The sequence below is a fragment of the Ramlibacter paludis genome (assembly GCF_022012305.1).
In the GTDB taxonomy this organism is placed as follows: Bacteria; Pseudomonadota; Gammaproteobacteria; order Burkholderiales; family Burkholderiaceae_C; genus Ramlibacter; species Ramlibacter paludis.
In genome coordinates, this window is the sequence record NZ_JAKLTM010000005.1 from 144,958 (window position 1) to 169,276 (window position 24,319).

General features: G+C 69.4%; 26 protein-coding genes and 1 riboswitch. Of the genes, 17 read left to right on the plus strand and 9 right to left on the minus strand.

The annotated features are described in order from the left end of the window. Positions 1–98 precede the first annotated feature (98 nt). The 4 genes from mnmE (at position 99) to LZ009_RS17730 (ending at position 4,354) form a co-directional block, all read left to right on the plus strand. The gene (gene mnmE, locus LZ009_RS17715; RefSeq protein WP_275699292.1) at positions 99–1,466 is read left to right on the plus strand and encodes a tRNA uridine-5-carboxymethylaminomethyl(34) synthesis GTPase MnmE; all 1,368 of its coding nucleotides are present in this window, start codon (positions 99–101) and stop codon (positions 1,464–1,466) included. Positions 1,467–1,524: 58 nt separating this feature from the next. Then, on the plus strand, positions 1,525–2,862 hold the full coding sequence (locus LZ009_RS17720) for a S8 family peptidase (RefSeq protein WP_275699293.1): 1,338 nt from the start codon (positions 1,525–1,527) through the stop codon (positions 2,860–2,862). 139 nt (positions 2,863–3,001) lie between these two features. After that, positions 3,002–3,493 (plus strand): Crp/Fnr family transcriptional regulator, encoded by a 492-nt coding sequence (locus LZ009_RS17725; RefSeq protein WP_275699294.1) that lies wholly within the window; start codon positions 3,002–3,004, stop codon positions 3,491–3,493. Between the two features lie 129 nt (positions 3,494–3,622). After that, positions 3,623–4,354 carry a hypothetical protein gene (locus tag LZ009_RS17730; protein WP_275699295.1) on the plus strand — a complete coding sequence of 244 codons (732 nt, stop codon included), beginning with the start codon at positions 3,623–3,625 and terminating at the stop codon, positions 4,352–4,354. Positions 4,355–4,360: 6 nt separating this feature from the next. Here the strand turns inward: LZ009_RS17730 and LZ009_RS17735 are convergent, their stop codons facing one another. After that, positions 4,361–4,924, minus strand: a complete 564-nt coding sequence (locus LZ009_RS17735; protein WP_275699296.1) for an adenine phosphoribosyltransferase — start codon at positions 4,922–4,924, stop codon at positions 4,361–4,363. Positions 4,925–4,932: 8 nt separating this feature from the next. Then, complete coding sequence (locus tag LZ009_RS17740) at positions 4,933–6,918, minus strand: cation:proton antiporter (protein WP_275699297.1); 1,986 nt, start codon at positions 6,916–6,918, stop codon at positions 4,933–4,935. A 69-nt stretch (positions 6,919–6,987) separates the two neighbouring features. Between LZ009_RS17740 and LZ009_RS17745 the strand changes: the two genes are divergently transcribed. Genes LZ009_RS17745 through LZ009_RS17760 form a run of 4 tightly spaced genes read left to right on the plus strand, consistent with a single transcriptional unit; the run spans position 6,988 to position 9,930 of the window. After that, complete coding sequence (locus LZ009_RS17745; protein ID WP_430300395.1) at positions 6,988–7,992, plus strand: KpsF/GutQ family sugar-phosphate isomerase; 1,005 nt, start codon at positions 6,988–6,990, stop codon at positions 7,990–7,992. Then, on the plus strand, positions 7,992–8,537 hold the full coding sequence (locus tag LZ009_RS17750) for a KdsC family phosphatase (RefSeq protein ID WP_275699299.1): 546 nt from the start codon (positions 7,992–7,994) through the stop codon (positions 8,535–8,537). The genes LZ009_RS17745 and LZ009_RS17750 overlap by 1 nt, the downstream gene beginning before the upstream one ends. Next, positions 8,534–9,154 (plus strand): LPS export ABC transporter periplasmic protein LptC, encoded by a 621-nt coding sequence (gene lptC / locus LZ009_RS17755; protein WP_275699300.1) that lies wholly within the window; start codon positions 8,534–8,536, stop codon positions 9,152–9,154. Before LZ009_RS17750 ends, lptC begins: the two co-directional genes overlap by 4 nt. Positions 9,155–9,156: 2 nt before the next feature. Further along, positions 9,157–9,930 (plus strand): SDR family oxidoreductase, encoded by a 774-nt coding sequence (locus LZ009_RS17760; protein WP_275699301.1) that lies wholly within the window; start codon positions 9,157–9,159, stop codon positions 9,928–9,930. Positions 9,931–9,980: 50 nt separating this feature from the next. On the opposite strand, the gene rbp (LZ009_RS17765) is transcribed toward LZ009_RS17760, so the two are convergent. The 3 genes from rbp (LZ009_RS17765) to LZ009_RS17775 form a co-directional block, all read right to left on the minus strand. After that, the gene (rbp, locus tag LZ009_RS17765; protein WP_275699302.1) at positions 9,981–10,508 is read right to left on the minus strand and encodes an RNA-binding regulator; all 528 of its coding nucleotides are present in this window, start codon (positions 10,506–10,508) and stop codon (positions 9,981–9,983) included. Between the two features lie 187 nt (positions 10,509–10,695). Continuing rightward, entirely contained in the window at positions 10,696–11,106 is a 411-nt protein-coding gene (rbp, locus tag LZ009_RS17770; RefSeq protein WP_275699303.1) for an RNA-binding regulator, read from the minus strand. Between the two features lie 214 nt (positions 11,107–11,320). Beyond that, positions 11,321–12,523 carry an ammonium transporter gene (locus tag LZ009_RS17775; protein WP_275699304.1) on the minus strand — a complete coding sequence of 401 codons (1,203 nt, stop codon included), beginning with the start codon at positions 12,521–12,523 and terminating at the stop codon, positions 11,321–11,323. Between the two features lie 117 nt (positions 12,524–12,640). Beyond that, a riboswitch (yybP-ykoY riboswitch) is annotated at positions 12,641–12,821 on the plus strand. On the opposite strand from LZ009_RS17775, the gene LZ009_RS17780 reads away from it, so the two are divergent. The 5 genes from LZ009_RS17780 (at position 12,822) to chrA (ending at position 17,079) form a co-directional block, all read left to right on the plus strand. Then, a complete protein-coding gene (locus tag LZ009_RS17780) occupies positions 12,822–13,397 on the plus strand; it encodes a TMEM165/GDT1 family protein (RefSeq protein ID WP_275699305.1) in 576 nt (191 codons plus the stop codon). Between the two features lie 116 nt (positions 13,398–13,513). Further along, complete coding sequence (gene metX / locus LZ009_RS17785; RefSeq protein ID WP_275699306.1) at positions 13,514–14,632, plus strand: homoserine O-succinyltransferase MetX; 1,119 nt, start codon at positions 13,514–13,516, stop codon at positions 14,630–14,632. Next, positions 14,629–15,213 carry a methionine biosynthesis protein MetW gene (gene metW / locus LZ009_RS17790; protein WP_275699307.1) on the plus strand — a complete coding sequence of 195 codons (585 nt, stop codon included), beginning with the start codon at positions 14,629–14,631 and terminating at the stop codon, positions 15,211–15,213. The genes metX and metW overlap by 4 nt, the downstream gene beginning before the upstream one ends. A gap of 97 nt (positions 15,214–15,310) precedes the next feature. Continuing rightward, complete coding sequence (locus tag LZ009_RS17795; protein ID WP_275699308.1) at positions 15,311–15,703, plus strand: rhodanese-like domain-containing protein; 393 nt, start codon at positions 15,311–15,313, stop codon at positions 15,701–15,703. Between the two features lie 14 nt (positions 15,704–15,717). Continuing rightward, the gene (gene chrA / locus LZ009_RS17800) at positions 15,718–17,079 is read left to right on the plus strand and encodes a chromate efflux transporter (RefSeq protein ID WP_275699643.1); all 1,362 of its coding nucleotides are present in this window, start codon (positions 15,718–15,720) and stop codon (positions 17,077–17,079) included. Positions 17,080–17,088: 9 nt separating this feature from the next. Here chrA and LZ009_RS17805 read toward each other — a convergent pair whose 3' ends face one another. Next, positions 17,089–18,264: a response regulator gene (locus tag LZ009_RS17805; protein WP_275699309.1), complete on the minus strand. Its 1,176-nt coding sequence runs from the start codon at positions 18,262–18,264 to the stop codon at positions 17,089–17,091. Between the two features lie 91 nt (positions 18,265–18,355). On the opposite strand from LZ009_RS17805, the gene denD reads away from it, so the two are divergent. Further along, positions 18,356–19,369: a D-erythronate dehydrogenase gene (gene denD, locus LZ009_RS17810; protein ID WP_275699310.1), complete on the plus strand. Its 1,014-nt coding sequence runs from the start codon at positions 18,356–18,358 to the stop codon at positions 19,367–19,369. Between the two features lies 1 nt (position 19,370). After that, a complete protein-coding gene (gene otnI / locus LZ009_RS17815; protein WP_275699311.1) occupies positions 19,371–20,186 on the plus strand; it encodes a 2-oxo-tetronate isomerase in 816 nt (271 codons plus the stop codon). Here the strand turns inward: otnI and LZ009_RS17820 are convergent. Beyond that, the gene (locus LZ009_RS17820) at positions 20,164–20,634 is read right to left on the minus strand and encodes a DUF421 domain-containing protein (protein WP_275699312.1); all 471 of its coding nucleotides are present in this window, start codon (positions 20,632–20,634) and stop codon (positions 20,164–20,166) included. The genes otnI and LZ009_RS17820 overlap by 23 nt on opposite strands. A 78-nt stretch (positions 20,635–20,712) precedes the next feature. On the opposite strand from LZ009_RS17820, the gene LZ009_RS17825 reads away from it, so the two are divergent. Then, positions 20,713–21,294 carry an IMPACT family protein gene (locus tag LZ009_RS17825; protein WP_275699313.1) on the plus strand — a complete coding sequence of 194 codons (582 nt, stop codon included), beginning with the start codon at positions 20,713–20,715 and terminating at the stop codon, positions 21,292–21,294. Positions 21,295–21,297: 3 nt separating this feature from the next. On the opposite strand, the gene LZ009_RS17830 is transcribed toward LZ009_RS17825, so the two are convergent. Together LZ009_RS17830 and LZ009_RS17835 are read right to left on the minus strand one after the other, a co-directional pair. Then, the gene (locus LZ009_RS17830) at positions 21,298–22,044 is read right to left on the minus strand and encodes a DUF72 domain-containing protein (RefSeq protein ID WP_275699314.1); all 747 of its coding nucleotides are present in this window, start codon (positions 22,042–22,044) and stop codon (positions 21,298–21,300) included. Further along, positions 22,041–22,751 (minus strand): hypothetical protein, encoded by a 711-nt coding sequence (locus tag LZ009_RS17835; protein WP_275699315.1) that lies wholly within the window; start codon positions 22,749–22,751, stop codon positions 22,041–22,043. Before LZ009_RS17835 ends, LZ009_RS17830 begins: the two co-directional genes overlap by 4 nt. A gap of 96 nt (positions 22,752–22,847) precedes the next feature. Between LZ009_RS17835 and LZ009_RS17840 the strand changes: the two genes are divergently transcribed. Next, on the plus strand, positions 22,848–24,314 hold the full coding sequence (locus LZ009_RS17840; protein ID WP_275699316.1) for a M20 family metallopeptidase: 1,467 nt from the start codon (positions 22,848–22,850) through the stop codon (positions 24,312–24,314). Positions 24,315–24,319 lie beyond the last annotated feature (5 nt).

The window sequence follows — 24,319 nt, forward strand, 5'->3', positions numbered from 1 at the left end:
CCAGCGCAGGCTGGGATCCAGAGAGGCCGCGCAAGCGGCCTTTTCTCTTTGGCGAACGCCCTGGATTCCCGCCTCCGCGGGAATGACATACTCGTTCCATGCTCGCCCGCCTCGACCAGCCCATCGCCGCCATAGCCACTGCCCCCGGCCGCGGCGCGGTGGGGATCGTGCGCGTCTCGGCGCGCGATGTGCGGCCCATCATCGCTGCGGTCTGCGGCCGTGAACTGAAGCCACGCGAGGCGACCTACCTGCCTTTTCGCGCGGCCGACGGCGGCATCCTCGACCAGGGCCTGGCCATCCACTTCCCCGCGCCGCATTCGTACACCGGCGAGGACGTGCTGGAGCTGCAGGCGCACGGCGGCACGGTGGTGCTGCAGCTGCTGCTGGCGCGCTGCCTCGAAGCCGGCGCTGCGATTTCGACCCGCGTGGCCGAACCCGGCGAGTTCACGCAACGGGCCTTCCTCAACGGCAAGCTGGACCTGGCGCAAGCCGAGGCGATCGCCGACCTGATCGATGCCAGCACCGAAGCGGCCGCGCGCAGCGCGACGCGTTCGCTCGCCGGCGAGTTCTCGCGCGAGGTGCACACGCTGCGCGATGCGCTGGTCAACCTGCGCATGCTGGTGGAGGCCACGCTCGATTTCCCCGAAGAAGAGATCGACTTCCTGCAGAAGGCCGACGCGGTCGGGCAGCTGGAACGTTTGCAACTCAGGCTGGGCGAAGTGATGCAGCGCGCGCGCCAGGGCGCCTTGCTGCGCGAGGGCCTGCACGTGGTGATCGCCGGCCAGCCCAACGCGGGCAAGAGCTCGCTGCTGAACGCCCTGGCCGGCGCCGAACTCGCGATCGTCACGCCGATCCCCGGCACCACGCGCGACGTCGTGCGGCAGACCATCCAGATCGAAGGCGTGCCGCTGCACGTGGTGGACACGGCCGGCCTGCGCGAGGGCGCGGACCAGGTGGAGCAGATCGGCATAGCGCGCGCCTGGGGGCAGATCGAGAAGGCGGATGCGGTGGTGTTCCTGCACGACCTGACGCGCGCCGAATCGCGCGAGTACCGCGAAGCGGATGATGCGATCCGCGCGAAGCTGCCGGAAGACGTGCCTGTGATCGACGTCTGGAACAAATCCGACGTGATCCCCGCGCAGGCGGGAACCCAGGGCTTCCTGAAGCTCTCCGCCAAGACCGGCGCCGGCCTCGACGAGCTGCGCAAGCAGCTGCTCGACATCGCCGGTTACCAGGCCGCGCCCGAAGGCGTCTTCATCGCCCGCGAGCGCCACCTGCATGCACTGCGCCGCGTCGGCGCGCACCTGATGGAAGCCGCGGGCCTGCTGGCGCGCCAGGCCCAGGCGCTGGACCTGCTCGCGGAAGAGCTGCGCCTCGCGCAGAACGCGCTCAGCGAAATCACCGGCGAGTTCAGCGCCGATGACCTGCTGGGCGTGATCTTCAGCCGCTTCTGCATCGGCAAATAGAGGGGTTTCCGGCCGCCGGCCGCCGTCCTATGCTGTGACCCCAGCTTCGGAGGTCGCCATGGACGCATTCAAGGTCATCCTGCCCGACAACAGAACCTTTGCCGAGTACCGCGGCAAGCTCAAGGCACTCGCGGGCGAAAGCCTCGACGTGGGCGTGGAGCAGGTGGGCGTGCGCGAAGGCATCGTCCGCGGCCACGTGGTGGATTACCTGCTGCAGCAGAACCCGGGCAAGAGCGTCGACGACCTGCTGGTGCGCAAGGCCGGCGCCAATCGCTGCGAATCCATCACCGACCTCGAGGCCGATGTCCTCTACCGCCAGCGGATCGCCGAAGACCTGGAGCCGCGCGAAGTGGTCGCCGTGCCCGCCGCCGCCGGTGGCCGCGCGTGGCACCTCGAAGCGGTCAACGTGCGCGCGGCCTGGCAGCAGGTGGGCGGCCCCGACGCCATCGACTGGGGCGGCATCCGGGTCGGCCAGATCGACACCGGCTACACGCGCCACGCCGCCTACGGCTTTCCCAACGCGAGCTGGATCGCGCAGGCCGACTGCCGCACCTTCGAACCCTTCCCCATCACCACGCCCGGCGTCGACCCCATGCCTTTCGGCGCGGTCTCCAAGGGCCACGGCACGCGCATAGGCGCCACCATCTCGGGCTGCTTCGACTTGCCCGACGGCTTCCGGTACCGCGGCATCGCGCCCAAGGTGCCGCACGTGGTGGTGCGCATCACCGACTCGGTGGCCATCAACACGCGGCAGGCGGAATTCATCCAGGCGCTCGATTACCTCGTCGCGGAAGCGAAGGTGAGCGTCATCAACATCAGCCTCGGCATGTTCCCGCCGCAAGCGTCGCCCGATGTGCGCAATGCGATGGCGCGTGCGCGCAGTGCGGGCGTGATCGTGGTCTGCGCGGCGGGCAACGGCGTCAACGAGGTCGTCGTGCCGGCCGCGCTCGACACCGCGATCGCCGTCGCGGGCACCACTTTCCAGAGCCTGCCCTGGAACGGCAGTTCCTTCGGACCGCAAGTCGCCTTCAGCGCGCCCGCGGCGGGCATCTTCCGCGCCAATCCGCAGCGCAACGGCGTCGGCAAGGATTTCGCCGATGGCGGGGACGGCACGTCGTACGCCACCGCCATCACCACCGGCGCCGCCGCCTTGTGGCTGCTGCGCTGGGGTCCGCAGATCGCCGCGATGTACGGGCCGGGCTCGGCGCGCGTCGAAGCGTTCCGGCAAGCGGCGATGGACACCGCGCGCCGGCCGCCCGGCTGGCAGCCCACGCCCTTCGGCGCCGGCATCCTCGACATCGGCGTGCTGTGCACCGATGCCGCACGCGCCTTGCCGACGATGTCGCTGGTGCCCGTGCCATGGGCCATCGCAGCCACGCCGGGCGCGATCGCATAGCAAGGCTGGCGACCGCTGATCCGCGCGGCGCGACCGCTTGTCCGCGCCGCGGGTTACACCGGCGTCGCGCCGGTATCTCGTGTAATCGGTCGCTAACAAAGCTTGTGCCCCTGCGGGCGGGCACGTACTGTTCGCTCGCATGAACGCCCCGCTTCGCACCCCCATCCACTTCGACGTCCAGGGCCTCGTGCACGCCAGCGCGCACAACCAGTCGATGGACGCGTTCCACCCGCAGCTCACCCCCAAGCAGTGGGAGCTGTTCGGCACCTACTTGCAGCCCTTCGCGCTGCAGCAGGGCCAGGTGCTGATCCAGCAGAACGCCACCGACCGCACGGTGTACTTCGTCGAGTCGGGACAGCTGACCGTGCACTACGAAGACGACAAGGGCCGCCTGCGGCTCGCGACGGTGGACGCGGGCTCCGCCGTCGGTGAAGGCGCTTTCTTCAGCCGCAACCCGCGCAGTGCGACGGTGCAGGCGGCCAGCGTGTGCAAGATCTGGACGCTGACGCCGATCCGCTTCACCGAGCTCACCAACCGGCAGCCCGCGCTGGCGGTGGAGATCGCGATGGCCCTCGGCGCGCTGGTGTCGCGCCGCCTGAGCAACAAGCCCAAGCGCATCGCGGTCACCTGAGCGCAAACGCAACACGCAGGCTCGCAGGACCCTCGTTCGTGACAAAAGCCCGCCACGCAGTACAACGCGTTTCCTACACTGGAATCGCGGCCCTCCAACTCCCAGAACCACGCCGCCGGAAAGACCAAGATGTCCCTGTTTGACTGGTTCGCTCCCAGGAAGAAGCACGAGCCCGCCGCCTCCGTGATGCCCAGCTCCGGACTTTCGCGCCTGGACTCCACGCGTCCCTTCAACGCACCGCGCCAGGCCGGCACGGCCCAGCCCGCCAACAAGAAGCAGGAACGCATGGCGCGCCGCGAGCTGCTCTATGCGGTGGTGCGCGAGGCGATGGTGCGCGCGGGTGTGCTGTCGTCGACGTACAAGTTCAAGGTGCTGTCGCTCGACACGCGCGGCCGCCAGTTCATGGTGATGGTCGACCTGGCGCAGGGCGCCAACAGCGACACCGCGCGGCTGGCCGAGATCGAGGCGATGGTCGCGCAGGGCGCCAAGCAGCGCTACGACATCCTGGTGACCGCGGTCTACTGGCGCTCGAACGAACACGTGGCGGTGGGCGACCCGGCGCCGCGCGTGCAGCAGCCGGCAGCGCCGGCGCCGCAGGCACCCCAGGCCCAGCCACGCGCGCAGCGGCCCGCTGTCTCACGGCCGGCGGAGTTGCACGCGGCAACGGGACCGGCGCCGGAAGAAGTGATTGCCTTCAAGCGCGCCCTGGCCGCCAGCACGCGCGGCGAGGCGGCGTTGGCCACCGCGAATCCGACCGGCAAGCAAAGCTACACGCTGCTGACGGGGTTCGAGGACACCGAGATGGCCAGCGGCGGCCAGGACAGCCAGTTGAGCGGCACGCAGTACGGCGAGTTGCGCTGAGCGGGCTCAGTGCCCGCCGAAGTGGACGAACGTGAAGACGTCGAGTCCACCTTCGCGCAAGCGCTGCGATCCCCCCAGCTCCGGCAGGTCGACGATCGCCACGCCTTCCATCACCGTCGCGCCCAGCTTCTCCAGCAGCTTCTTGCCGGCCATCATGGTGCCGCCGGTGGCGATCAGGTCGTCCACCAGCAGCACGCGCTGGCCCGCCTGCACCGCGTCGGTGTGCAGTTCCACCGTCGCACTGCCGTACTCCAGCTCATAGGTCTCTTCCACCGTCGTGAAGGGCAGCTTGCCCTTCTTGCGGATCGGCACGAAGCCCACCCCCAGTTCGTACGCGACCACGGAGCCGAGGATGAAGCCGCGCGCGTCGAGGCCCGCGACCACGTCGGGCCGGCGCTCCATGTAGCGATGAACGAAGGCGTCGATGAGCACGCGGAAGGTGCGCGGGTCCTGCAGCAGCGGCGTGATGTCGCGGAACTGCACGCCGGGCGAGGGCCAGTCCGGCACGGTGCGGATGCGGCTGCGCAGGAATTCGCCCACGCGGGCGTTGAAGTCGTCGTCGTTCTTCATGGGGTTCGTCATCCTTGCAGCAGCAGTTCCTCGGCCATCGCCAGCGTTTCCGGCCGGCCGGAGAGCACGAGCGTATCGCCATCCTGCAGCGCCGGGTCGCTGGCCGTGTCGACCAGGTGGCCGTTGGCGCGGCGCAGGCTGACCACGCGCACGCCCTGCTGTGGCAGCGCGAAGGTGCTCAGCACGCGGCCCACGCCCCCGGCATCGCCGGTGAGGGTGAGCGTCGATAGCCGTTCCTGCTCCACTTCCTGCGCCGTGCTGTCGTCGGCGCCGTGGAAGTAGCCGCGCAGCAGGTTGTAGCGCGCGTCGCGCTGGTCCTGCACCACGCGGATCACGCGCCGCATCGGCACGCCCACCAGCGCCAGTGCATGGCTGGCCAGCATCAAGGAGCTTTCCAATGTCTCCGGCACCACCTCGGTGGCGCCGGCGGCCATCAGCTTCTCGAGGTCGAAGTCGTCCTGCGTGCGCACGATCACCGGCACCTGCGGCGCATGCGCGCGGGCCTTGTCCAAAACCTTCATCGCTCCTGGCACGTCGAGGTAGGTGATGACGACGGCGGACGCGCGGGCCAGGCCCGCGGCCATCAGCGCCTGCAGCCGCGCGGCGTCGCCGAACACCACCGAGTCGCCGGCGGCCGCGGCCTGGCGCACGCGGTCGGGGTCCAGGTCCAGCGCCATGTAAGGAATGTTTTCCTGCTCCAGCATGCGCGCCAGGTTCTGGCCGCAGCGGCCGTAGCCGCAGATGATCACGTGCTTGCTGGTGTTGATCGACTTGCGCGCGATGTTGGTCATCTGCAGCGACTGCAGCATCCATTCGCTCGCCACCAGCTTCATCACCAGCCGGTTGCTCCACTGGATGATGAAGGGCGTAGCCAGCATCGACAGCACCATGCTGGCCAGGATCGGGTTCAGCAGGCGCGGCGGGATCAGCTGCTGCTCCTGCGCCAGCGTGAGCAGCACGAAGCCGAACTCGCCGGCCTGCGCGAGATAGAGGCCCGTGCGCAGCGACACGCCGGCGGAGGCGCCGAAGCCGCGCGCCAGCAGCGTCACCAGCACCAGCTTGAACAGCACCGGCGCCGACACCAGCAGCAGCACCAGCTGCCAGCGCTCGAACACCGGGCGCCAATCGAGCAGCATGCCCAGCGTGATGAAGAACAGGCCGAGCAGCACGTCGTGGAAAGGCCGGATGTCGGCTTCCACCTGATGCTTGTATTCGGTCTCGGAAATCAGGATGCCGGCGATGAAGGCGCCCAGCGCCAGCGAAAGTCCCGCCGCTTCGGTCATCCAGGCCAGGCCCAGCGTCACCAGCAGCAGGTTCAGCACGAACAGCTCTTCGCTCTTGCGCCGGGCCACCAGCGTCAGCCACCAGCGCATCAGGCGCTGCCCGCCCGCCAGCAGCAGCGTGATCAGCGCGGCGGCCTTCAGCAGCGCGAAGCCGATCTCCCGGAACAGCACTTCGGGCGGACTGCCCAGGGCCGGGATCAGCACCAGCAAGGGCACCACGGCCAGGTCCTGGAACAGCAGCACGCCGATCACGCGCTTGCCGTGCTCGGACTCCAGCTCCAGCCGCTCGGACATCATCTTCACCACGATGGCCGTGCTGCTCATGGCCAGCGCACCCGACAAGGCCAGCGCCGTCTGCCAGCTCAGGCGCCAGGACGGCGGCAGCCAGGGCGCCAGCAGCAGCGGGCCGAAGGTGCCGACCGCGATGGTCAGCAGCACCTGCGACATGCCCAGGCCGAACACATGGGTGCGCATGGCGCGCAGCTTGGAGAGGTTGAACTCCAGGCCGATCACGAACATCAGGAACACCACGCCGAACTCGCCCAGGTGGCGCACGCTGGCCGTGTCCTCGGCCAGGGCCAGCGCATTCGGCCCGATCAGCACCCCCACCGTCAGGTAGCCGAGCATCGGCGGCAGCTTGAGCGAGCGGAACAGCACCACCGCGGCCACGGCGGCCACCAGGTAGACGAGTGCGAGCTCCAGGGAGGACATCGACATATCCTATCCGCCCCGATCAGCAGGGCCGCCTAAAATCGCCGGATGCCCTCCGCCAGCCTGCCGATGCCCCTCGAGGCGTCCCTCCCCCCTTCCGGTTTCGACCGGGTCCGCGCGCTGCAACTGGCGCGCGAGACCTTCGACATCGAGGCCGAGGCCGTCCTGGGCCTGAAGCAGCGCGTGGGCGACAGCTTCGCCAGCGCCGTGCAGGTCATGCTGGACGTGCGCGGGCGCGTGGTCGTGATGGGCATGGGCAAGAGCGGCCACGTGGGCCGCAAGGTGGCCGCCACCCTGGCCTCCACCGGCACGCCGGCCATGTTCGTCCATCCGGCCGAGGCCAGCCACGGCGACCTGGGCATGATCAAGCCGGTCGACCTGGTGCTGCTCATCTCGAACGGTGGCGAAAGCGACGAGATCACCGCCATCCTGCCGGTGCTCAAGCGCCTGGGCACGCCCATCGTCGCCATGACCGGCAACCTCAAGTCCAGCCTCGCGCAGCACGCCGACTTCGTGCTGGACTGCGGCGTGGCCAAGGAAGCCTGTCCGCTCAACCTGGCGCCGACGGCCAGCACCACGGCGCAACTGGCCATGGGCGATGCACTGGCGGTCGCACTGCTCGACGCGCGCGGCTTCAAGGCCGAGGACTTCGCCCGTTCGCACCCGGGCGGCGCCCTGGGCCGCAAGCTGCTGACGCACCTGAGCGACCTCATGCGCAGCGGCGACGCCGTGCCGCGCGTGTTGCCCGATGCCAGCTTCCCGACGCTGATGCGCGAGATGAGCGCCAAGGGCCTGGGCGCCTCGGCGGTGGTCGACGACGCCGGCCGCGTGCTGGGCATCTTCACCGACGGCGACCTGCGCCGCCTGATCGAAAAGGGCATCGACCTGCGCGCCATGAAGGCGCGCGACGTGATGCACCCGGGGCCGCGCACCATCCGCAAGGACGCCCTGGCGGCGGAAGCGGCGCAGATGATGGAGCAGTACCGCATCACCAGCGTGCTGGTCGTCGACGCCGACGGCATCCTCTGCGGCGCCATCAACAGCAACGACCTGATGCGGGCCAAGGTCATCTGATGCCGGGACCGGTTCTCAGCTTCGCGCCCGAGCTGCTGCTCGCCGCGCAAGGGATCAAGATCGCCTTCTTCGATGTCGACGGCGTCATGACCGATGGCAGCCTGCTGTTCACCGAGCACGGCGAAACCATCAAGCGCTTCAACATCCTCGATGGCCTGGGGCTCAAGCTGCTGCAGCGCGCCGGCATCACGCCGGCCGTGATCACCGGCCGCGACTCCGCGCCGCTGCGCAAGCGGCTGGAGGCACTGGGCGTGAGCCAGGTCCACTACGGCACCGAAGACAAGCGCCCCGCCGCCGAGAAAGTGCTGGCCTCGCTGGGCCTGGACTGGTCGCAGGCGGCCGCCATGGGCGACGACTGGCCCGACCTGCCCGTGCTGCGCCGCTGCGCGCTGCCGGTGGCGCCGCCGAACGCGCATGCCGAAGTGCGCGGCATCGCGCGCTACGTCACGCAGGCGGCTGCCGGCCAAGGCGCCGCGCGCGAGTTCTGCGACCTGCTGCTGGTGGCGAGCGGGCAATACGCGAAGCTGCTGGAGGAATACCGGTGACGCCCCGCCCTTATGCGCGCGCCTTCGACCGCCTCAGCATCTACCTGCCGGTCATCCTGATGGGCGTGCTGGCGCTGGGCACCTACTGGCTGGCGCGCAGCACGCCGGCGGCGCCCAAGGCGACGGCCAAGGCGGCGCCGACGCACGAGCCCGACTATTTCCTGCGCGGCTTCTCGGTGAAGACCTTCGACCCGGCCGGCCGCATGAAGAGCGAGCTGAACGGCGCCGAAGCGCATCACTTCCCGGACACCGACACCACCGAGATCACCAAGCCGCGCATGCGCAGCTACAACGAGCATGGCGCCTTGACGCTGGCCACGGCGGACCGCGCGCTCAGCAACGCCGACGGCTCGGAAGTGCAGCTGTTCGGCCATGCGGTGGTCACGCGCGAGGGCAACGACGCGCAGGGCAAGCCGCAGCCGAAGCTGGAGATCCGCAGCGATTTCCTGCACGTCTTCGCCAACAGCGAGAAGTTGAAGACCAACAAGCCGGTCACGCTCAAGCGCGGCGACGACGTGTTCGAGGGCGACAGCCTGGACTACGACAACCTGAACCGCGTGATGCAGCTCAATGGCCGGGTGAAGGGCGTGATCACGCCCAGGCCCGGCGTGCAGTGAGCATGGACCGCCTGGCCTTCATCACCGGCGCGTCCAGCGGCATCGGCCAGGCCCTGGCCTGGCGCTACCACCAGGCCGGCTGGCGGCTCGCGCTGGTGGCGCGGCGCAGCGACGAGATCGCGGCGTGGGCCAAGGCGCAAGGCATTCCGCCCGAACGCTGGCGGGTCTACGGCGCCGATGTTGCCGACACCGACAGCATCGTCGCCGCGGGCCAGGCCTGCATCGCGCAGCAGGGCCTGCCCGACGTGGTGATCGCCAACGCCGGCATCAGCCTGGGCGTGGACACGGCGGAACGCGAGGACATCGACGTCATCGCGCGTACCTTCGCCACCAACAACGTGGGCCTGGCCGCCACGTTCCATCCTTTCGTGAAGGCGATGCGCGCGCGCGGCAGCGGCCGGCTGGTGGGCATCGCCAGCGTCGCCGCGATCCGCGGCCTGCCCGGACACGGCGCTTATTGCGCCAGCAAGGCCGCGGTGGTGAGCTATTGCGAGAGCCTGCGCGGCGAGCTGCGCGGCACCGGCGTGCAGGTGGTGACGATCGCCCCGGGCTACGTGGATACGCCGCTGACGCAGCAGAACCGCTACGGCATGCCTTTCCTGATGCAGGCGCCCGACTTCGCCGATGCGGCCTTCCGCGCCATCGAGGGCGGGGTGAGCTACCGCGTGATCCCTTGGCAGATGGGCGTGGTGGCCAAGCTGCTGCGCCTGTTGCCGAACGCGGTGTTCGACCGGGCCTTGAGCGGGCGGGCGCGCAAGCATCGCGCCAAGGGCTGACGCCAAAGCAAAAGCGGCCCGCAGGCCGCTTTCTTCTGGGGCAGGGGCGCTCAGTAGTTGTTGCCGCCGCCGCCGCCATAACCGCCGCCGCCGCCGCCACCCCCACGGCCGCCACCGCCACGTGGGCCGGCGCCATACGGGCTGCGAAAGCCGCCGTCCTGGCCGCCACCACCGCCGCCGCGGCGATCGCCGCCGCCACCGCCGCCGCCATAGCCGCCACCGCCGGAACGGCCACCGCCGCCCCCACCGCCGTAGCCGCCACCACCACCGCCGCCGCCGTAGCCGCCGCCGCCTCCACCGCCGCCGAAGCCGCCGCTGCGCGGGCGGCTTTCCATCGGGCGGGCTTCATTCACCACCACGCTGCGGCCGCCCATGGACTGGCCGTTCATGCCGCTGATCGCGGCCTGGGCTTCCGCGTCGCTGCCCATTTCGACGAAACCGAAGCCCTTGGAGCGGCCGGTTTCGCGCTCCATCATCACCTTGGCGCTGGTGACCTGGCCGAACTGGCTGAACGCTTGTTCGAGATCGCTGTCGCGCACCTGGTACGGCAGATTGCCCACGTACAGTTTGTTGCCCATCGAAGGGGACTCCTGAAGAAAAACAAGGACGACTGAGTAGCGATGGAGCCCCGGAAACGAAGACCACGCTTTTCCATTATGGAGCAGAACATTAGAAAGCTGGCAAGGGGGCGGACGCCGGGAAAGCGCCAAAAAACAAAGGGCCCGTAGGCCCTTTGTTTGAAATTGCGGAACGATTCCGCGGTGCTTAGTAGCGGTCGCGGCCACCGCCGCCGTAGCCACCACCGCCGCCGCCTTCGCGACGGCCACCGCCGCCGCCGCCGCCGTAGCCGCCGCCACCGCCGCCGAAGCCGCCGCCGCCACCGCCGCCGAAGCCACCACCGCCGCCACCGCTACGGGGGCCACGGGGTTCCATCGGGCGGGCTTCGTTGACCACGAGGCCACGGCCACCGATCTGCTGGCCGTTCATGCCGGCGATGGCAGCTTGCGCTTCCGCCGGGCTGCCCATTTCCACGAAGCCGAAGCCCTTGGAACGGCCGGTGTCGCGCTCCATCATGACCTTGGCGGACGTGACGGTACCGAACTGGGCGAAAGCCTGTTCCATGTCGCTGTCACGGAAGGAGTAGGGAAGGTTCCCCACGTAAAGTTTATTGCCCATCAAGGGACTCCTGTCAAAAACGCAAAACGCGATGGAGTCCGCAAGACGCAATCAACAACCACGCTAGACCGACTAAACACCGCAAACCTGTGGTACGTGAATACGTCCACTGTGCGCATTATGGGGCTTTTACGGAAATGGGGGGATTAGGGTGGCCCCTGAGTCATCAATCGGGGCTGGATGTGGCGTCTTCACGCCACTTGCAGCCCCTGGCTCACCAATTCGCCTCGCGTTCCGGGGTCGAGCCGATCTTGTGGATGGCCAGGTCGGCGCCGGCATATTCCTCTTCCGGCGACAGCCGCAGGCCGGTGGCGAGCTTCAGGATGCCATAGGTGGCGAAACCCGCGGCCAGCGCCCACGCCACGCCGAGCAGGCTGCCGATCGCCTGGGCGCCGAAGCTCACGCCCCCCAGGCCGCCCAGCGCCTTGCTGCCGAAGATGCCGGCGGCCAGCCCGCCCCACAGGCCGCACAGGCCGTGCAGCGGCCAGACGCCCAGCACGTCGTCGATCTTCCAGCGGTTCTGCGTCAGCGTGAACATCACCACGAAGATGGCGCCGGCACAGCCGCCCACCACCAGCGCGCCCAGCGGGTGCATCAGGTCGCTGCCGGCGCAGACAGCCACCAGCCCCGCCAGCGGCCCGTTGTGGACGAAGCCGGGGTCGTTGCGGCCGAGGGCCAGCGCCGCCAGCGTGCCGCCCACCATGGCCATCAGCGAATTCACCGCCACCAGGCCAGAGACCTTGTCGATGGTCTGCGCGCTCATCACGTTGAAGCCGAACCAGCCCACCGTGAGGATCCAGGCGCCCAGCGCCAGGAACGGGATGTTGGACGGCGGGTGGGCCGAGATCGCGCCGTCCTTGCGGTAGCGGTTGCTGCGCGCGCCCAGCAGGATCACGGCGGGCAGCGCCAGCCAGCCGCCGACCGCGTGGACCACGATGGAGCCGGCGAAGTCGTGGAACTCGGCGCCGGTCAGTCCCTGGATCCAGCCCTGGATGCCAAAGCGCTGGTTCCAGGCCACGCCTTCGAAGAGGGGATAGACGATGCCGACGATGACCGCCGTGGCCACCATCTGCGGGCCGAAGCGGGCGCGCTCGGCGATGCCGCCGGAGATGATCGCCGGGATCGCCGCGGCAAAAGTGAGCAGGAAGAAGAACTTCACCAGCTCGTAGCCGCTCTTGGCCACCAGCTGGTCGGCCCCGACCAGGAAGCTGGTGCCGTAGGCCACGGCGTAGCCGAGGAGGAAATAGACGACCGTCGAGATCGAGAAGTCGACCAGGATCTTCACCAGCGCATTGACCTGGTTCTTCTTGCGCACCGTGCCCAGCTCCAGGAAGGCGAAGCCGGAGTGCATGGCCAGGACCAGGATGGCTCCTAGCAAGATGAAGAGGACGTCCGAGCCCTGTTTTAGTGCTTCCATGGGTAGTCTTTGGATGAAATGCTTTTGTTTGGTGCGTTTTCGGCCGTCTCCTGCCGAAGGCACCAACATGAAGCAATAACCGCGCCAGAACCGTGCGAACGGTCGCGCAGGTACAATCCGGGCAGTCATTGGGGAGTAGCCTCCCTCGCGCAAGGCGAGGGGTTTGCGTCAACAGACTTGGACCTCGCGGTCCATGGCGCAAGCGGAAGTGGCGAGACCTTTGGCTGCATTGCCTCCGTTCCAGGCCGGGGAAGCAGTGCAGTCAAGGCGTGCTCGAACCACCCCGGCCGGAGATCCCATGCAAGCCTTCCTCGTTTCCACCGGTATCGTTGCGCTCGCCGAAATGGGCGACAAGACGCAGCTGCTCTCGCTCGTCCTCGCCGCCCGCTTCCGCCGGCCCTGGCCCATCGTGGCCGGAATCTTCGTCGCCACCATCGTCAACCACGCGCTGGCCGGCGCGCTTGGCGCCTGGGTCACCACCGCGCTCGGCCCGGACGTGCTGCGCTGGGTGCTGGGGCTGTCCTTCATCGCCATGGCGCTGTGGATGCTGGTGCCCGACAAGCTCGACGAAGGCGACGCCGACGCCAAGCCGCGCTTCGGCGTGTTCGGCGCGACGGTGATCGCCTTCTTCCTGGCCGAGATGGGCGACAAGACCCAGGTCGCGACCGTGATGCTGGCCGCGCGCTTCGACAGCTGGGCGCCGGTGGTGATGGGCACGACGCTGGGCATGATGCTGGCCAACGCGCCGGTGGTCTGGTTCGGCGACCGGATCGTGCGCAAGGTGCCGATCCGCGTCGTGCATGCGATCGGCGCCGCGGTGTTCCTGGTGCTGGGCGTGCTGGCACTCCTGCCCGCCTTGTCGAGCCCGCAATGACACCCGGATATACTTCTCCCAGCGCCGATTTGCCTCGCTTGCGGGCGCTCAATAAATGCCGCTAAAGATGCCCGACCCGGGCCGCTTTCGCGGCGCCGGGTTTTTCGTTTCCGCCCATGACACTGATCGCGACTCCACGGTCCATGCAGTTCGACGCGCCGCTTGCGCTGCAAAGCGGCGCCTCCATCCGCGGCTACTCGCTGGCCTATGAAACCTACGGCACGCTCAATGCCGATGCCAGCAACGCCGTCCTGATCTGCCATGCACTGAACGCCTCGCACCACGTGGCGGGCATCTATGCGGGGCAGGAGAATTCCGAAGGCTGGTGGGACACCATGATCGGCCCCGGCAAGCCGGTGGACACCGACCGCTTCTTCGTGATCGGCGTCAACAACCTGGGCTCCTGCTTCGGCTCCACCGGCCCGATGCACGTGAACCCCGACACCGGCCGGGTCTACGGCGCGGACTTCCCGGTGGTGACCGTGGAAGACTGGGTCAACGCGCAGGCGCGATTGCTCGACGGCCTCGGCGTGCAGAAGCTGGCCGCGGTGATGGGCGGCAGCCTCGGCGGCATGCAGGCGCTGTCGTGGACCTTGCAGTATCCGCAGCGGGTGCGCAACGCGGTGGTGGTGGCCAGCGCGCCCAACCTCAACGCCGAGAACATCGCCTTCAACGAAGTCGCGCGCCGGGCCATCGTCACCGACCCCGACTTCCACGGCGGCCACTTCTACCAGCATGGCGTGGTGCCCAAGCGCGGCCTGCGCATCGCCCGCATGATCGGCCACATCACGTACCTCTCGGACGACGTGATGAACGAGAAGTTCGGCCGCCAGCTGCGCGAAGGCCTGGACCTGAAGTACAGCACCCAGGACATCGAGTTCCAGATCGAGAGCTACCTGCGCTACCAGGGCGACAAGTTCAGCGAGTACTTCGACGCCAACACCTACCTGCTGATCACGCGTGCGCTCGACTACTTCGATCCGGCCAAGCGCTTCAACGGCAACCTGGCCAAGGCGCTGGCGGCGGCCGCGGCGAAGTTCCTGCTCGTGAGCTTCAGCACCGACTGGCGCTTCTCGCCCGCGCGCAGCCGCGAGATCGTCAAGGCGCTTCTCGACAACAACCGCGACGTGAGCTACGCCGAGATCGACGCGCCGCACGGCCACGACGCCTTCCTGCTGGAAGACCCGCGCTACCTCTCGGTGGTGCGTTCCTTTTTCGAGAGGATGGTGCTGTGAGCGACCGGGCCACCCTGAAGACCATCGCCGCGCTGGTGCCCGAAGGCTCGCGCGTGCTGGACCTCGGCTGCGGCGACGGCGCGCTGCTGGACTACCTGCAGCGCGAGCGCGGCTGCAGCGGCTACGGCGTGGAGATCGCCGACGACAACGTGCTCGCCTGCGTCAAGCGCGGCGTCAACGTGATCCAGCTGAACCTGGACGAAGGCCTGTCGATGTTCGACGACGCCTCCTTCGACGTGGTGCTGCAGATCGACACGCTGCAGCACCTGCGCAATGCCGAGACCATGCTGCGCGAGACGGCGCGCGTGGGCAAGCTGGGCGTGGTCGCCTTCCCCAACTTCGCGCACTGGCCCAACCGGCTGTCGATCCTGCGCGGCCGCATGCCGGTGACCAAGCGCCTGCCCTACCAGTGGTACGACACGCCCAACATCCGCGTCGGCACCTTCAAGGACTTCGAGGTGCTCGCCACCCGCAACGGCCTGGCCATCCTCGATGCCTTCGGCCTGCAGGACGGAGAGGTGAAGCGCATGCTGCCCAATCTCACCGCCAGCACCGCGGTCTTCAAGTTCGAGCGGGGCTGAGGTAGGATTTGCGCAGCCGGGAACACAGCCTCCCGGCTCCTTCCGGAAAGACGGTGTCCCGTCCAAGCGCTGGCAACCCCTGACGGGAGTCATCACCGTGGACACCGCTGCCCCTTCCCTTTCCCCCACCGAACTGGCCGCCCTGCTGCGCGGCGCCGCACCGCCCTTGCTGCTGGACGTGCGGCGGCCGCAGCGCTTCGCCGAAAGCGAATGGCTGCTGCCCGGCGCGGTCTACTGCGCGCCCGCCGATGTCGCCGCGTTCGCGCGCAGCCGGCCGCCAGCCGAGGTCGTCGTCTATTGCGTGCATGGCCACGAGGTCAGCCAGGAAGCGGCGCGCACGCTGCGCGAGGCCGGCTGGAAGGCGCGCTGGCTGCAAGGCGGCATCGACGGTCCGGAACCCGGCGTCGATGAGGCCGCGAGCGTGGCGGCCTGGCAAGCCGCGCCGCCGCCGCGCGTGCGCAAGGCCGCGCAGAGCGGGACGGCGTCGTGAGCGCGGTCGCACCCATGCCGGCAGCCGAAGAAGTGCGCGCCACCGTGCCTTTCGGCGAGGCGCTGCGCTTCTGGCTGCGCCTGGGCTTCATCAGCTTCGGCGGGCCGGCGGGGCAGATCGCGATCATGCACCGCGAGCTGGTGGAGCAGAAGCGCTGGATCTCCGAGCGCCGCTTCCTGCACGCGCTGAACTACTGCATGCTGCTGCCCGGCCCTGAGGCCCAGCAGCTCGCCACCTACATCGGCTGGCTCCTGCACCGCACCTGGGGCGGGATTGCCGCGGGCGGGCTGTTCGTGCTGCCCTCGCTGCTGATCCTGATCGGCCTGAGCTGGGTCTACGTGGTGTTCGGCAACGTGGGCTGGGTCAACGGCCTGTTCTACGGGATCAAGCCGGCCGTCGCGGCCATCGTGCTGCATGCGGTGTGGCGCATCGGCAGCCGCACGCTCAAGCATCCGGCCCGCACGCCGCTGCTGTGGGCGGTGGCGGTGGCGAGCTTCGTGGCGATCGCGGTGTTGAAGCTGCCCTTTCCCCTCGTCGTGCTGGGCGCCGCCTTGATCGGCGTCGCCGGCGGCCGCTACGTGCCGGAGCAGTTCGCGCTGGCGGGTGCGCATGCCGCGGCGGGCGGCGCGCAGGTCAAGCTGCGCGCCGTCATCGACGACGACACGCCGACGCCCGAGCACGCGCGCTTCACGCCGGGACGGCTGGGTCGCGTGCTGGCCGTGGCTGCGGTGCTGTGGCTGCTGCCCATGGTGCTGCTGGTGGCGGCGCACCGGTGGGGCACGCTGGCGCAGATGGGCTGGTTCTTCACCAAGGCGGCGCTGCTCACCTTCGGCGGCGCCTACGCGGTGCTGCCCTATGTTTACCAGGGCGCGGTCGAGCAGTTCCACTGGCTCACCGGCCTGCAGATGATCGACGGGCTGGCGCTGGGCGAAACCACGCCGGGGCCGCTGATCATGGTGGTGGCCTTCGTCGGCTTCGTCGGCGGCTGGACCCACCAGGTGCTGGGCCCCGACGCCTTGTTCGCGGGCGCTGCCTTGGCGGCGGCGGTGGTGACCTGGTTTACCTTCCTGCCATCCTTCCTCTTCATCCTGGCCGGCGGGCCGCTGGTGGAGGCCACGCATGGTCAGATGCGCTTCACCGCGCCGCTGACGGCGATCACGGCGGCGGTGGTCGGCGTGATCGCGACGCTGGCGCTGTTCTTCCTGCAGCACATCGCGCTGGCCGCGCCGAAGTGGGGGACGCCTGTCGACGTCGTCGCGCTCGCCATCGCGGCCGCCGCGGCGGTGGCATTGTTCCGCTTCAAGGTCGGCGTGATCCCGGTGATCGCTGCCTGCGCTCTGGCGGGGATGCTGCTGCGGCTGGCGGGCGTCGCCTGATGCGAAGGGTTAACGCGCGCCCTGCGCCTTGCTCCGCAGCATGGCCAGCAGCGCGGTGCCGGAGTCGGTGACCAGGTCGGCGCCGAGCCGGCGCGCGTCCTCGCCGTGGCGCTGCATGGCGAAGCGGCTGCAGAACACCAGTGCCGCCAGCTGCGGCTGCCGCTCCTTGGCCGTGCGCAGCAACTCGAGCCCGGCGACGGGATTCTCCTTGCCGCCTTCGATGCGGTGCATGTCGGTGATCAGCACGTCGTAGTGCGTGGCCTGCAGCGCGGCCAGCGCCTGCGCGGTGTCCAGCACCGTGTCGACGCGGTGGCCGTCCTTCTCCAGCATGTTCACCTGCAGCGTGTTGTTCTGCGGCCGGTCGTCCGCCCACAGGATGCGCAGCGCGGGGCGTGCCTCCGACGGCGCGGCAGCCGCCGCCGGCTGGCCTTCGATGGCGTGCCGCTCGAACAGCGCCGCCACTTGCTGCTGCAGGTCCTCGATGACCGGCTGCTGCAGGCGCGTGAGCTCGTCGACGTCCATCACGCGGCCGCTTTCCAGCTGCACCTGGCCGCGCGTCTGCTCGTCGGCCCAGCGGAACCACTGGCTGATGTAGATGCGCGTGAGGAGATAGCCGCCCAGGAAACCCAGCACGCTGAAGTACAGCATGATCGCGCCGGCCAGCGGCACGCCCAGCGTGTCGTGCAGGCTGGGCGCCATGAAGCGGGCCAGGCTCTCGGCATGCGTGGGCAGCTCCTTCAATTCGACCAGGCCGACGCCGACGATGATCTTGGTGAGCCAGTCGGAGATCTCCATCAGGTTGGTGTTGATCTCCAGGCCTGCGTTCACGGCCGCCGCTGCGCTGGACGAAGCCGCCGCGGTCGGCCCCCGCGCGGACGCCGTCGCGGGCTGGTTGGCCATTGGCCCTTCGTTGCCGTTGGCGACCGCGGCGGGCACGGGTGGCGCCGGCATCATCACGGGCACGCGCGAGGGCCGCGGCACCGCGAACAGGAATCCGAGCAGCACGCCGGCGGCCGAGAAGCCCAGGCTCCAGAGCAACGCCCCGACGGTGCGGTAGGTGCTGCCGTGGAACACCACCACCAGGCAGCCGAACAGCAGGGCCGCGAAGAGGGTGAGCGTGAGGGCGTTGCCGCGCGCGAATTCCCAGGCGCTGTTGCGGCGGCCGGTGGTGGAAGAGCGGGCCATGGTGCCTCCCTGGAGTGCCGCGCCATGCTAGGCCTCGCTTGCACGCAGGGCAACCGTCATCGGGTGGACGCCGACGCGCTATCCTGCAGCCATGAACATCCTGATCACCGGCGGCGCCGGCTTCCTGGGCGCCCGCCTGGCGCGCGCCCTGCTGGCCAAGGGCCAGCTCTCGCTGCGCGGCGCGCCCGCGCGCAAGATCGAATCGATCGTCTTGGCCGACCTCGGCCCGGCACCCGCCGACCTGGCGGCCGACCCGCGCGTGCATTCCGTGCAAGGCGACCTGCTGGAGCTCGTGCAGAAGCGCGCGATTCCCGCCGCCGGCACCGATGCCGTGTTCCACCTGGCGGCCGCGGTCAGCGCCGAGTGCGAGGCCAACTTCGACCTCGGCATGCGCAGCAACCTCGATACCACGCGCTCGCTGCTGGACGCCTGCCGCGCGCTCGGCACGCGGCCGGTGTTCGTCTATGCGAGCTCGCTGGCGGTGTTCGGCCAGCAGCCCGGCCAGCCGCCCATGGGCCGCGTGCGCGACGACAGCCTGCCCACGCCGCAAGGCAGCTACGGCATCCAGAAATTCATCGGCGAGCAGCTGGTGGCCGACTACGCGCGCAAGGGCTTCGTCACCGGACGCAGCGTGCGGCCCATGACCGTGAGCGTGCGGCCGGGCCGCCCCAACGGCGCCGCCTCCGGCTTCTTCAGCGGCATGATCCGCGAGCCGCTCGCCGGCGAGCGCGCCCGCGTGCCGGTGCCGCCCGAGACCGTGGTGGCGCTGGCCTCGCCGAGCAGCACCATCGCCGGCTTCGTGCGGGCCGCCGAAGCGAGCGACGCCGACTGGGGACCGCTGACCGCGATCAACCTGCCTTCGCTGCAGACCACGGTGGGCGCGATGGCCGCGGCGCTGGAACGGGCCGGCGGCGCCGGCGCCACCGGGCTGCTCGACTGGAATCCGGACCCGGCCGTGGAACGGCTGGTGCGCAGCTGGCCCGGCGACATCGCCTGGGACCGCGCCCGCGCACTCGGCCTGCAGGCCGATGCCGACTTCGACGCGGTGGTGCGCCAGTACATCGCCGAGAACCCGCAGGCCGTGCGCCTGAAGAAGGGACAGTGACATGCCGCGCTTCGCCGCCAATCTCTCGATGCTCTATCCGGAGCTGCCTTTCCTGGACCGTTTCGAGGCCGCCGCGAAAGACGGCTTCGAGGCCGTGGAGTACCTGTTCCCCTACGAGCACGAGCCGCGCGAGCTGGCGGCACGGCTGAAGGCCAACGGCCTGCAGCAGGTGCTGTTCAACGCGCCGCCGGGCAACTGGGAAGGCGGCGAGCGCGGCATGGCCTGCCTGCCGGGGCGCGAGGACGAGTTCCGCGCCGGCATCGTGAATGCCTTGCGCTACGCCGAGGCGCTGGCCTGCCCGCGCGTGCACGTGATGGCGGGGCTGGTGCCGGATGGCCAGGAGCGCGCCGAGCTGCGCCCGAACTACGTCGCCAACCTGCGCTGGGCGGCGGTGGAGGCGGCGAAGCAGGGCGTGAACCTGCTGCTGGAGCCGATCAACACGCGCGACATCCCGCGCTTCTTCCTGAACCGGCAGGACCATGCGCACGAACTGGTGGGCGAGATCGGCGCCGTGAACGTGCAGGTGCAGATGGATCTGTACCACTGCCAGATCGTCGAGGGCGACGTTGCGATGAAGATCCGCCAGTACCTGCCGACGGGGCGCGTCGGCCACTTCCAGATTGCCGGCGTGCCGCTGCGGCACGAGCCCGACCTGGGCGAGCTGAACTACGACTACCTGTTCGGCGTGATCGACGAAGTCTCCGCGGCCTGTGGCTGGCAGGGCTGGGTCGGCTGCGAGTACCGGCCCGCGCGCGGCGCGCAGCCGGGCGGCACCTCGCAGGGCCTAGGCTGGTTCAAGCGGCTGTCGGCTGCTTGATGATGTTGATGTTGCCGTCCGCCTCGAGGATGGCCATGCGCATGTCCTCGATCTCGCAGTCGGCTTCGCGCAGCGCCTTGTGCAGGTCGCTTTCGGGGACGCGCTCGCGCCGCAGCACTTCCTGGTAGATCTGGCCGTCGCGGCCGATCAGCACCGGGCAGCCCTGCACGATCGCGTCGACCTTGCGGCTGCGCGAGCTGACCAGGGCGATCAGCACGTCGAGCGTGAGCAGCGTCGCCGCCGCGATCAGGCCGCCGGGCAGCGATTCGTCCTGGCCGTTGATGGAGCCGCTCACCGCTTCCGACAGCAGCATCACCACGACCAGGTCGAAAGGCGTGAACTGGCCCACCGTGCGCTTTCCGCTCAGTCGGACCATCGCCAGCAGCAGCAGGTAGACCACGCTGGCGCGCAGGATGAATTCCCACCAGGGAAGTTGCATGGTGAACATGGACGGCAGTGGAGCACTGCTGAGCCCGGCGCCCTGTCGGACGCCTTCCCGAACCGCCGTGCATGGCATGCTTGTCCGATGGCCTCGACCGTTGCGCATCCCGTCCACAGCGAACTGCTGGTGAAGAAAAGCCGCTTCCTCGGCTGCGTGCAGGCCGTGGCCGGCCGCGCCGAAGCGCTGGACGTGGTGGCCGGCCTGCGGGCGCAGCATCCGGGCGCCGCGCACGTGTGCTGGGCCTTGCTGGCCGGCGGACAGTCGGCCGCCAACGACGACGGCGAGCCCGGCGGGACGGCCGGGCGGCCGATGCTGGAGGTGCTGCGGCACCAGGACCTGGAGGGCGTGCTGGCGACGGTGGTGCGCTACTTTGGCGGCGTGAAGCTGGGCGCGGGTGGGCTGGTGCGGGCCTACACCGATGCGGTCGCGCAGGCGCTGCTGGGCGCGCAGAAGGTGCCGCTGCGCCGGATGGTGCGGCTGGCGTGCAGCGTGCCCTATGCGTTGGAGGGCGCGCTGCGGCGGGAGCTAGCCGCGGCCGGGGCGGGCTTGGAGGAGGCGCGGCATGGCGCGGTGGTCGACGTGGTGTTCACGGTGGCGGACGATGCCGTGCCGGCGCTGCGCGCGCGTTTGAACGAGCTGGGGCAAGGTGCGCTGCTCTGGGCGTGACGCTCAAACCATCTTCAGGAAAGCCTGCGCCGCCGCCGGAGCGCGCTCCTTCGCACCGCTGATGAAGAACACGAAGGCCTCGTTCTTCGCATCCTGCGCCACCCATTCCCGCGCGCCCTGCGCCCAGCGCTCCAGCGCTTCGGACTGGTAGCCGGTCGCCTCCTCGCTCACGGTGCGCATCAGGCGCAGGTAGGCGAGCGGACTGCGCGCATGCGGGATCGCCGGGTACTTCTCCGAATCGGCATACACAGTGGTGCAGTCGTACTTCGCGAGCAGGTCGAGGTATTCCTCGGTGGCGAAGCTCGGGTGCCGCGCATCGAGCACGTGCCGCAGCGGCCGACCCTTCAGCTCGCGTGGCAGCAGCTTCAGGAAGGCCTCGACGTCGCCGGCATCGAACTGCTTGGTCGGCATGAACTGCCAGACGATGGGGCCCAGCTTGTCGCCCAGTTCGACCAGGCCGCTTTGCGTGAAGCGCTCGATGCTCTCGCCCGCGGTCGCGAGCTCGCGCCTGTGGGTCGCGAAGCGGTGCGCCTTCAGCGAGAACATGAAGCCATCCGGCGTCTCGTCGCGCCACTTGGCGAAGGTCGGCGGCTTGAAGGTGCTGTAGAACGTGCCGTTCACTTCGATCGCCGTCAGGTGCCGGCTCGCGTAGTGCAGCTCCTGCGCCTGCGGCAGTCCCTTGGGATAGAAGTTGTCGCGCCAGGGCTCGTAGGTCCAGCCGCCGACGCCGACGTAGATGCGTTCGCTCATGATCCTCCCCAGAGTTGCCAGGCCTCGCCATGCGGCGCTTCCGTCACGCCGCGCCGTTGCGCGGCCGACTCGCGCAGCTGCGCGTCGGCATTGATCGCCAGCCCGGCGCGGAACTGTTCCGGCGCCAGGCCCTGCTGCTGCAGCAGCGCGCCCAGCGTCAGGTCGCCGCCGCCATGCAGCATGCCGGGCGGCGGATAGTCGAAGCGCCGCATCAACGCCAGCGGCACCACCTTCCAGCCGCCGGTGTTGAATTCGATTTCCTCCGGCAGCGGGCGGGCGCCGGCCCACGGCTGGCGCAGCAGCCATTGGCGCTGCGCCGGCGTCACGCGCTGCCTGTAGATCGAGCCCAGGCTGCCCTTCACCTGCGCCGTGCGCTGCGTGACCGCGGCAAGCCACGCGCGGGCGTCCACGCCGGGCAGCAGGCACGAATCGTCGTCGAACCACATCATGTGCGTGGCGTCGCCGGCGTAGGTGGCGATGAGCTTGCGCATCATCGGGTACTTGTAGATCTGCGGGTCGGCGGCAATCGCATCGACGCCAGGCAGCAGGCGATCGAGCACGGCCCGCGTGCGCGGCGAAACTTCGTTCAAGCCGATGCGCAGGTCCACACGGCCCGTGTTCCACAGCGCGCGCAGCGTCGCGCCGCAGCGCTGCGCCAGCTCGGGGTGATCGCCGTAAAAAAGTGCGAGAACCAGAAACTTGACCACGAGTCGCGACCGGGCAAAGGGAGGCCATCCTAGCCCAGCTTCCCGCGGGCGCGTAAAGTTCAGGGTTCCGCCGTTTCCAAGCCCACAAGGCCCACCATGAACGCTCCCCGCGAAATCCCCACCGCCCTCCTCGACAGCGCCGCCGTCCTCGACCAGGTCAGCCGCCAGTGGGACGGCGACATCGTCCGCCAGATCACCGACTACATCGCGATTCCCGCCAAGTCGCCGGGCTTCGACGAGGACTGGGCCCAGCACGGCTACATCGACACGGTGCTGCGCAACGCGGCGGCCTGGGTCGAAGCGCAGAAGGTCGAGGGCCTCAAGCTGGAAGTGGTGCGCCTGCCGGGACGCACGCCGGTGATCTTCTTCGAGGTCGCGGCCACCAAGCCGGGCGCGCAGCAGACGATCCTGATGTACGGCCACCTGGACAAGCAGCCGGAGTTCACCGGCTGGCGCGCCGACCTCGGCCCGTGGACGCCCAAGTACGAGGACGGCAAGCTCTATGGCCGCGGCGGCGCCGACGACGGCTACGCGGTGTACGCGAGCGTCGCCGCCGTGCAGGCGCTGAAGGCGCAGAAGACGCCGCATCCGCGCATCGTCGGCCTGATCGAGACCTGCGAGGAATCGGGCTCCTACGACCTGCTGCCTTACGTCGATGCGCTGCGCACGCGCCTGGGCGACGTCGGCCTGGTGATCTGCCTCGACTCGGGCGCCGGCAACTACGACCAGCTGTGGCTCACCACCTCGCTGCGCGGCATGGCCTCGGGCACGCTGAAGGTCCAGATCCTGACCGAGGGCGTGCACTCGGGCGACGCCTCCGGCCTCGTGCCTTCCAGCTTCCGCATCATGCGGCAGGTGCTCGATCGGCTCGAAGACAGCAAGACCGGCCGCCTGCTGCCCGCCAACTTCCACTGCGAAGTGCCGGCCGAGCGCCTGGCGCAGGCGCAGGCCACCGCCGCCATCCTGGGCGAAGAGGTCTACAAGCGCTTCCCCTGGGCGCATGCCGATTGCGGCGGCTCCACCGCCTTTGCGCTGCCCACCACCACCGACCCGGTGCAGGCGCTGATCAACCGCACCTGGACGCCGACGCTGTCGGTCACCGGCGCCGAGGGCTTCCCGGCGCTGCAGGACGCGGGCAACGTGCTGCGGCCCTATACAGCCTTCAAGCTGTCGCTGCGTCTGCCTCCCCTGGTGGACGCGGCGCAGGCGGTGCAGGACCTGAAGGCGCTGCTGGAAGACAACGCGCCTTACCAGGCCGTCGTCACCTTCGAGCCGAACGGCGGCGCGTCCGGCTGGAACGCCCCGACCACCGCGCCCTGGTTCGAGCGCGCGCTGAACGCGGCGTCGCTGGCCCACTTTGGTGCGCCGGTCGGCTACATCGGGCAAGGCGGGACGATCCCGCTGATGAACATGCTGAGCCAGGGCTTCCCCAAGGCGCAGATGATGGTCTGCGGCGTGCTGGGCCCGCGCAGCAACGCGCACGGCCCGAACGAGTTCCTGCACGTTCCGTATGCGAAGCGCCTGACCGCGGCCGTCGCCGAGGTGATGGCGGAGATGCCCTGAGCGGG

Coding starts and splice junctions, on each gene's coding strand:
- LZ009_RS17820 (WP_275699312.1), bottom strand. CDS start 20,634: ATGTTCACCATGCAACTTCCCTGGTGGGAATTCATCCTGCGCGCCAGC.
- LZ009_RS17725 (WP_275699294.1), top strand. CDS start 3,002: ATGAACGCCCCGCTTCGCACCCCCATCCACTTCGACGTCCAGGGCCTC.
- LZ009_RS17840 (WP_275699316.1), top strand. CDS start 22,848: ATGAACGCTCCCCGCGAAATCCCCACCGCCCTCCTCGACAGCGCCGCC.
- LZ009_RS17775 (WP_275699304.1), bottom strand. CDS start 12,523: ATGGAAGCACTAAAACAGGGCTCGGACGTCCTCTTCATCTTGCTAGGA.
- metX (WP_275699306.1), top strand. CDS start 13,514: ATGACACTGATCGCGACTCCACGGTCCATGCAGTTCGACGCGCCGCTT.
- mnmE (WP_275699292.1), top strand. CDS start 99: ATGCTCGCCCGCCTCGACCAGCCCATCGCCGCCATAGCCACTGCCCCC.
- otnI (WP_275699311.1), top strand. CDS start 19,371: ATGCCGCGCTTCGCCGCCAATCTCTCGATGCTCTATCCGGAGCTGCCT.
- rbp (WP_275699303.1), bottom strand. CDS start 11,106: ATGGGCAATAAACTTTACGTGGGGAACCTTCCCTACTCCTTCCGTGAC.
- chrA (WP_275699643.1), top strand. CDS start 15,718: ATGCCGGCAGCCGAAGAAGTGCGCGCCACCGTGCCTTTCGGCGAGGCG.
- LZ009_RS17745 (WP_430300395.1), top strand. CDS start 6,988: ATGCCCCTCGAGGCGTCCCTCCCCCCTTCCGGTTTCGACCGGGTCCGC.
- LZ009_RS17730 (WP_275699295.1), top strand. CDS start 3,623: ATGTCCCTGTTTGACTGGTTCGCTCCCAGGAAGAAGCACGAGCCCGCC.
- LZ009_RS17830 (WP_275699314.1), bottom strand. CDS start 22,044: ATGAGCGAACGCATCTACGTCGGCGTCGGCGGCTGGACCTACGAGCCC.
- denD (WP_275699310.1), top strand. CDS start 18,356: ATGAACATCCTGATCACCGGCGGCGCCGGCTTCCTGGGCGCCCGCCTG.
- rbp (WP_275699302.1), bottom strand. CDS start 10,508: ATGGGCAACAAACTGTACGTGGGCAATCTGCCGTACCAGGTGCGCGAC.
- LZ009_RS17750 (WP_275699299.1), top strand. CDS start 7,992: ATGCCGGGACCGGTTCTCAGCTTCGCGCCCGAGCTGCTGCTCGCCGCG.
- LZ009_RS17760 (WP_275699301.1), top strand. CDS start 9,157: ATGGACCGCCTGGCCTTCATCACCGGCGCGTCCAGCGGCATCGGCCAG.
- LZ009_RS17735 (WP_275699296.1), bottom strand. CDS start 4,924: ATGAAGAACGACGACGACTTCAACGCCCGCGTGGGCGAATTCCTGCGC.
- LZ009_RS17720 (WP_275699293.1), top strand. CDS start 1,525: ATGGACGCATTCAAGGTCATCCTGCCCGACAACAGAACCTTTGCCGAG.
- LZ009_RS17805 (WP_275699309.1), bottom strand. CDS start 18,264: ATGGCCCGCTCTTCCACCACCGGCCGCCGCAACAGCGCCTGGGAATTC.
- LZ009_RS17740 (WP_275699297.1), bottom strand. CDS start 6,918: ATGTCCTCCCTGGAGCTCGCACTCGTCTACCTGGTGGCCGCCGTGGCC.
- LZ009_RS17825 (WP_275699313.1), top strand. CDS start 20,713: ATGGCCTCGACCGTTGCGCATCCCGTCCACAGCGAACTGCTGGTGAAG.
- LZ009_RS17780 (WP_275699305.1), top strand. CDS start 12,822: ATGCAAGCCTTCCTCGTTTCCACCGGTATCGTTGCGCTCGCCGAAATG.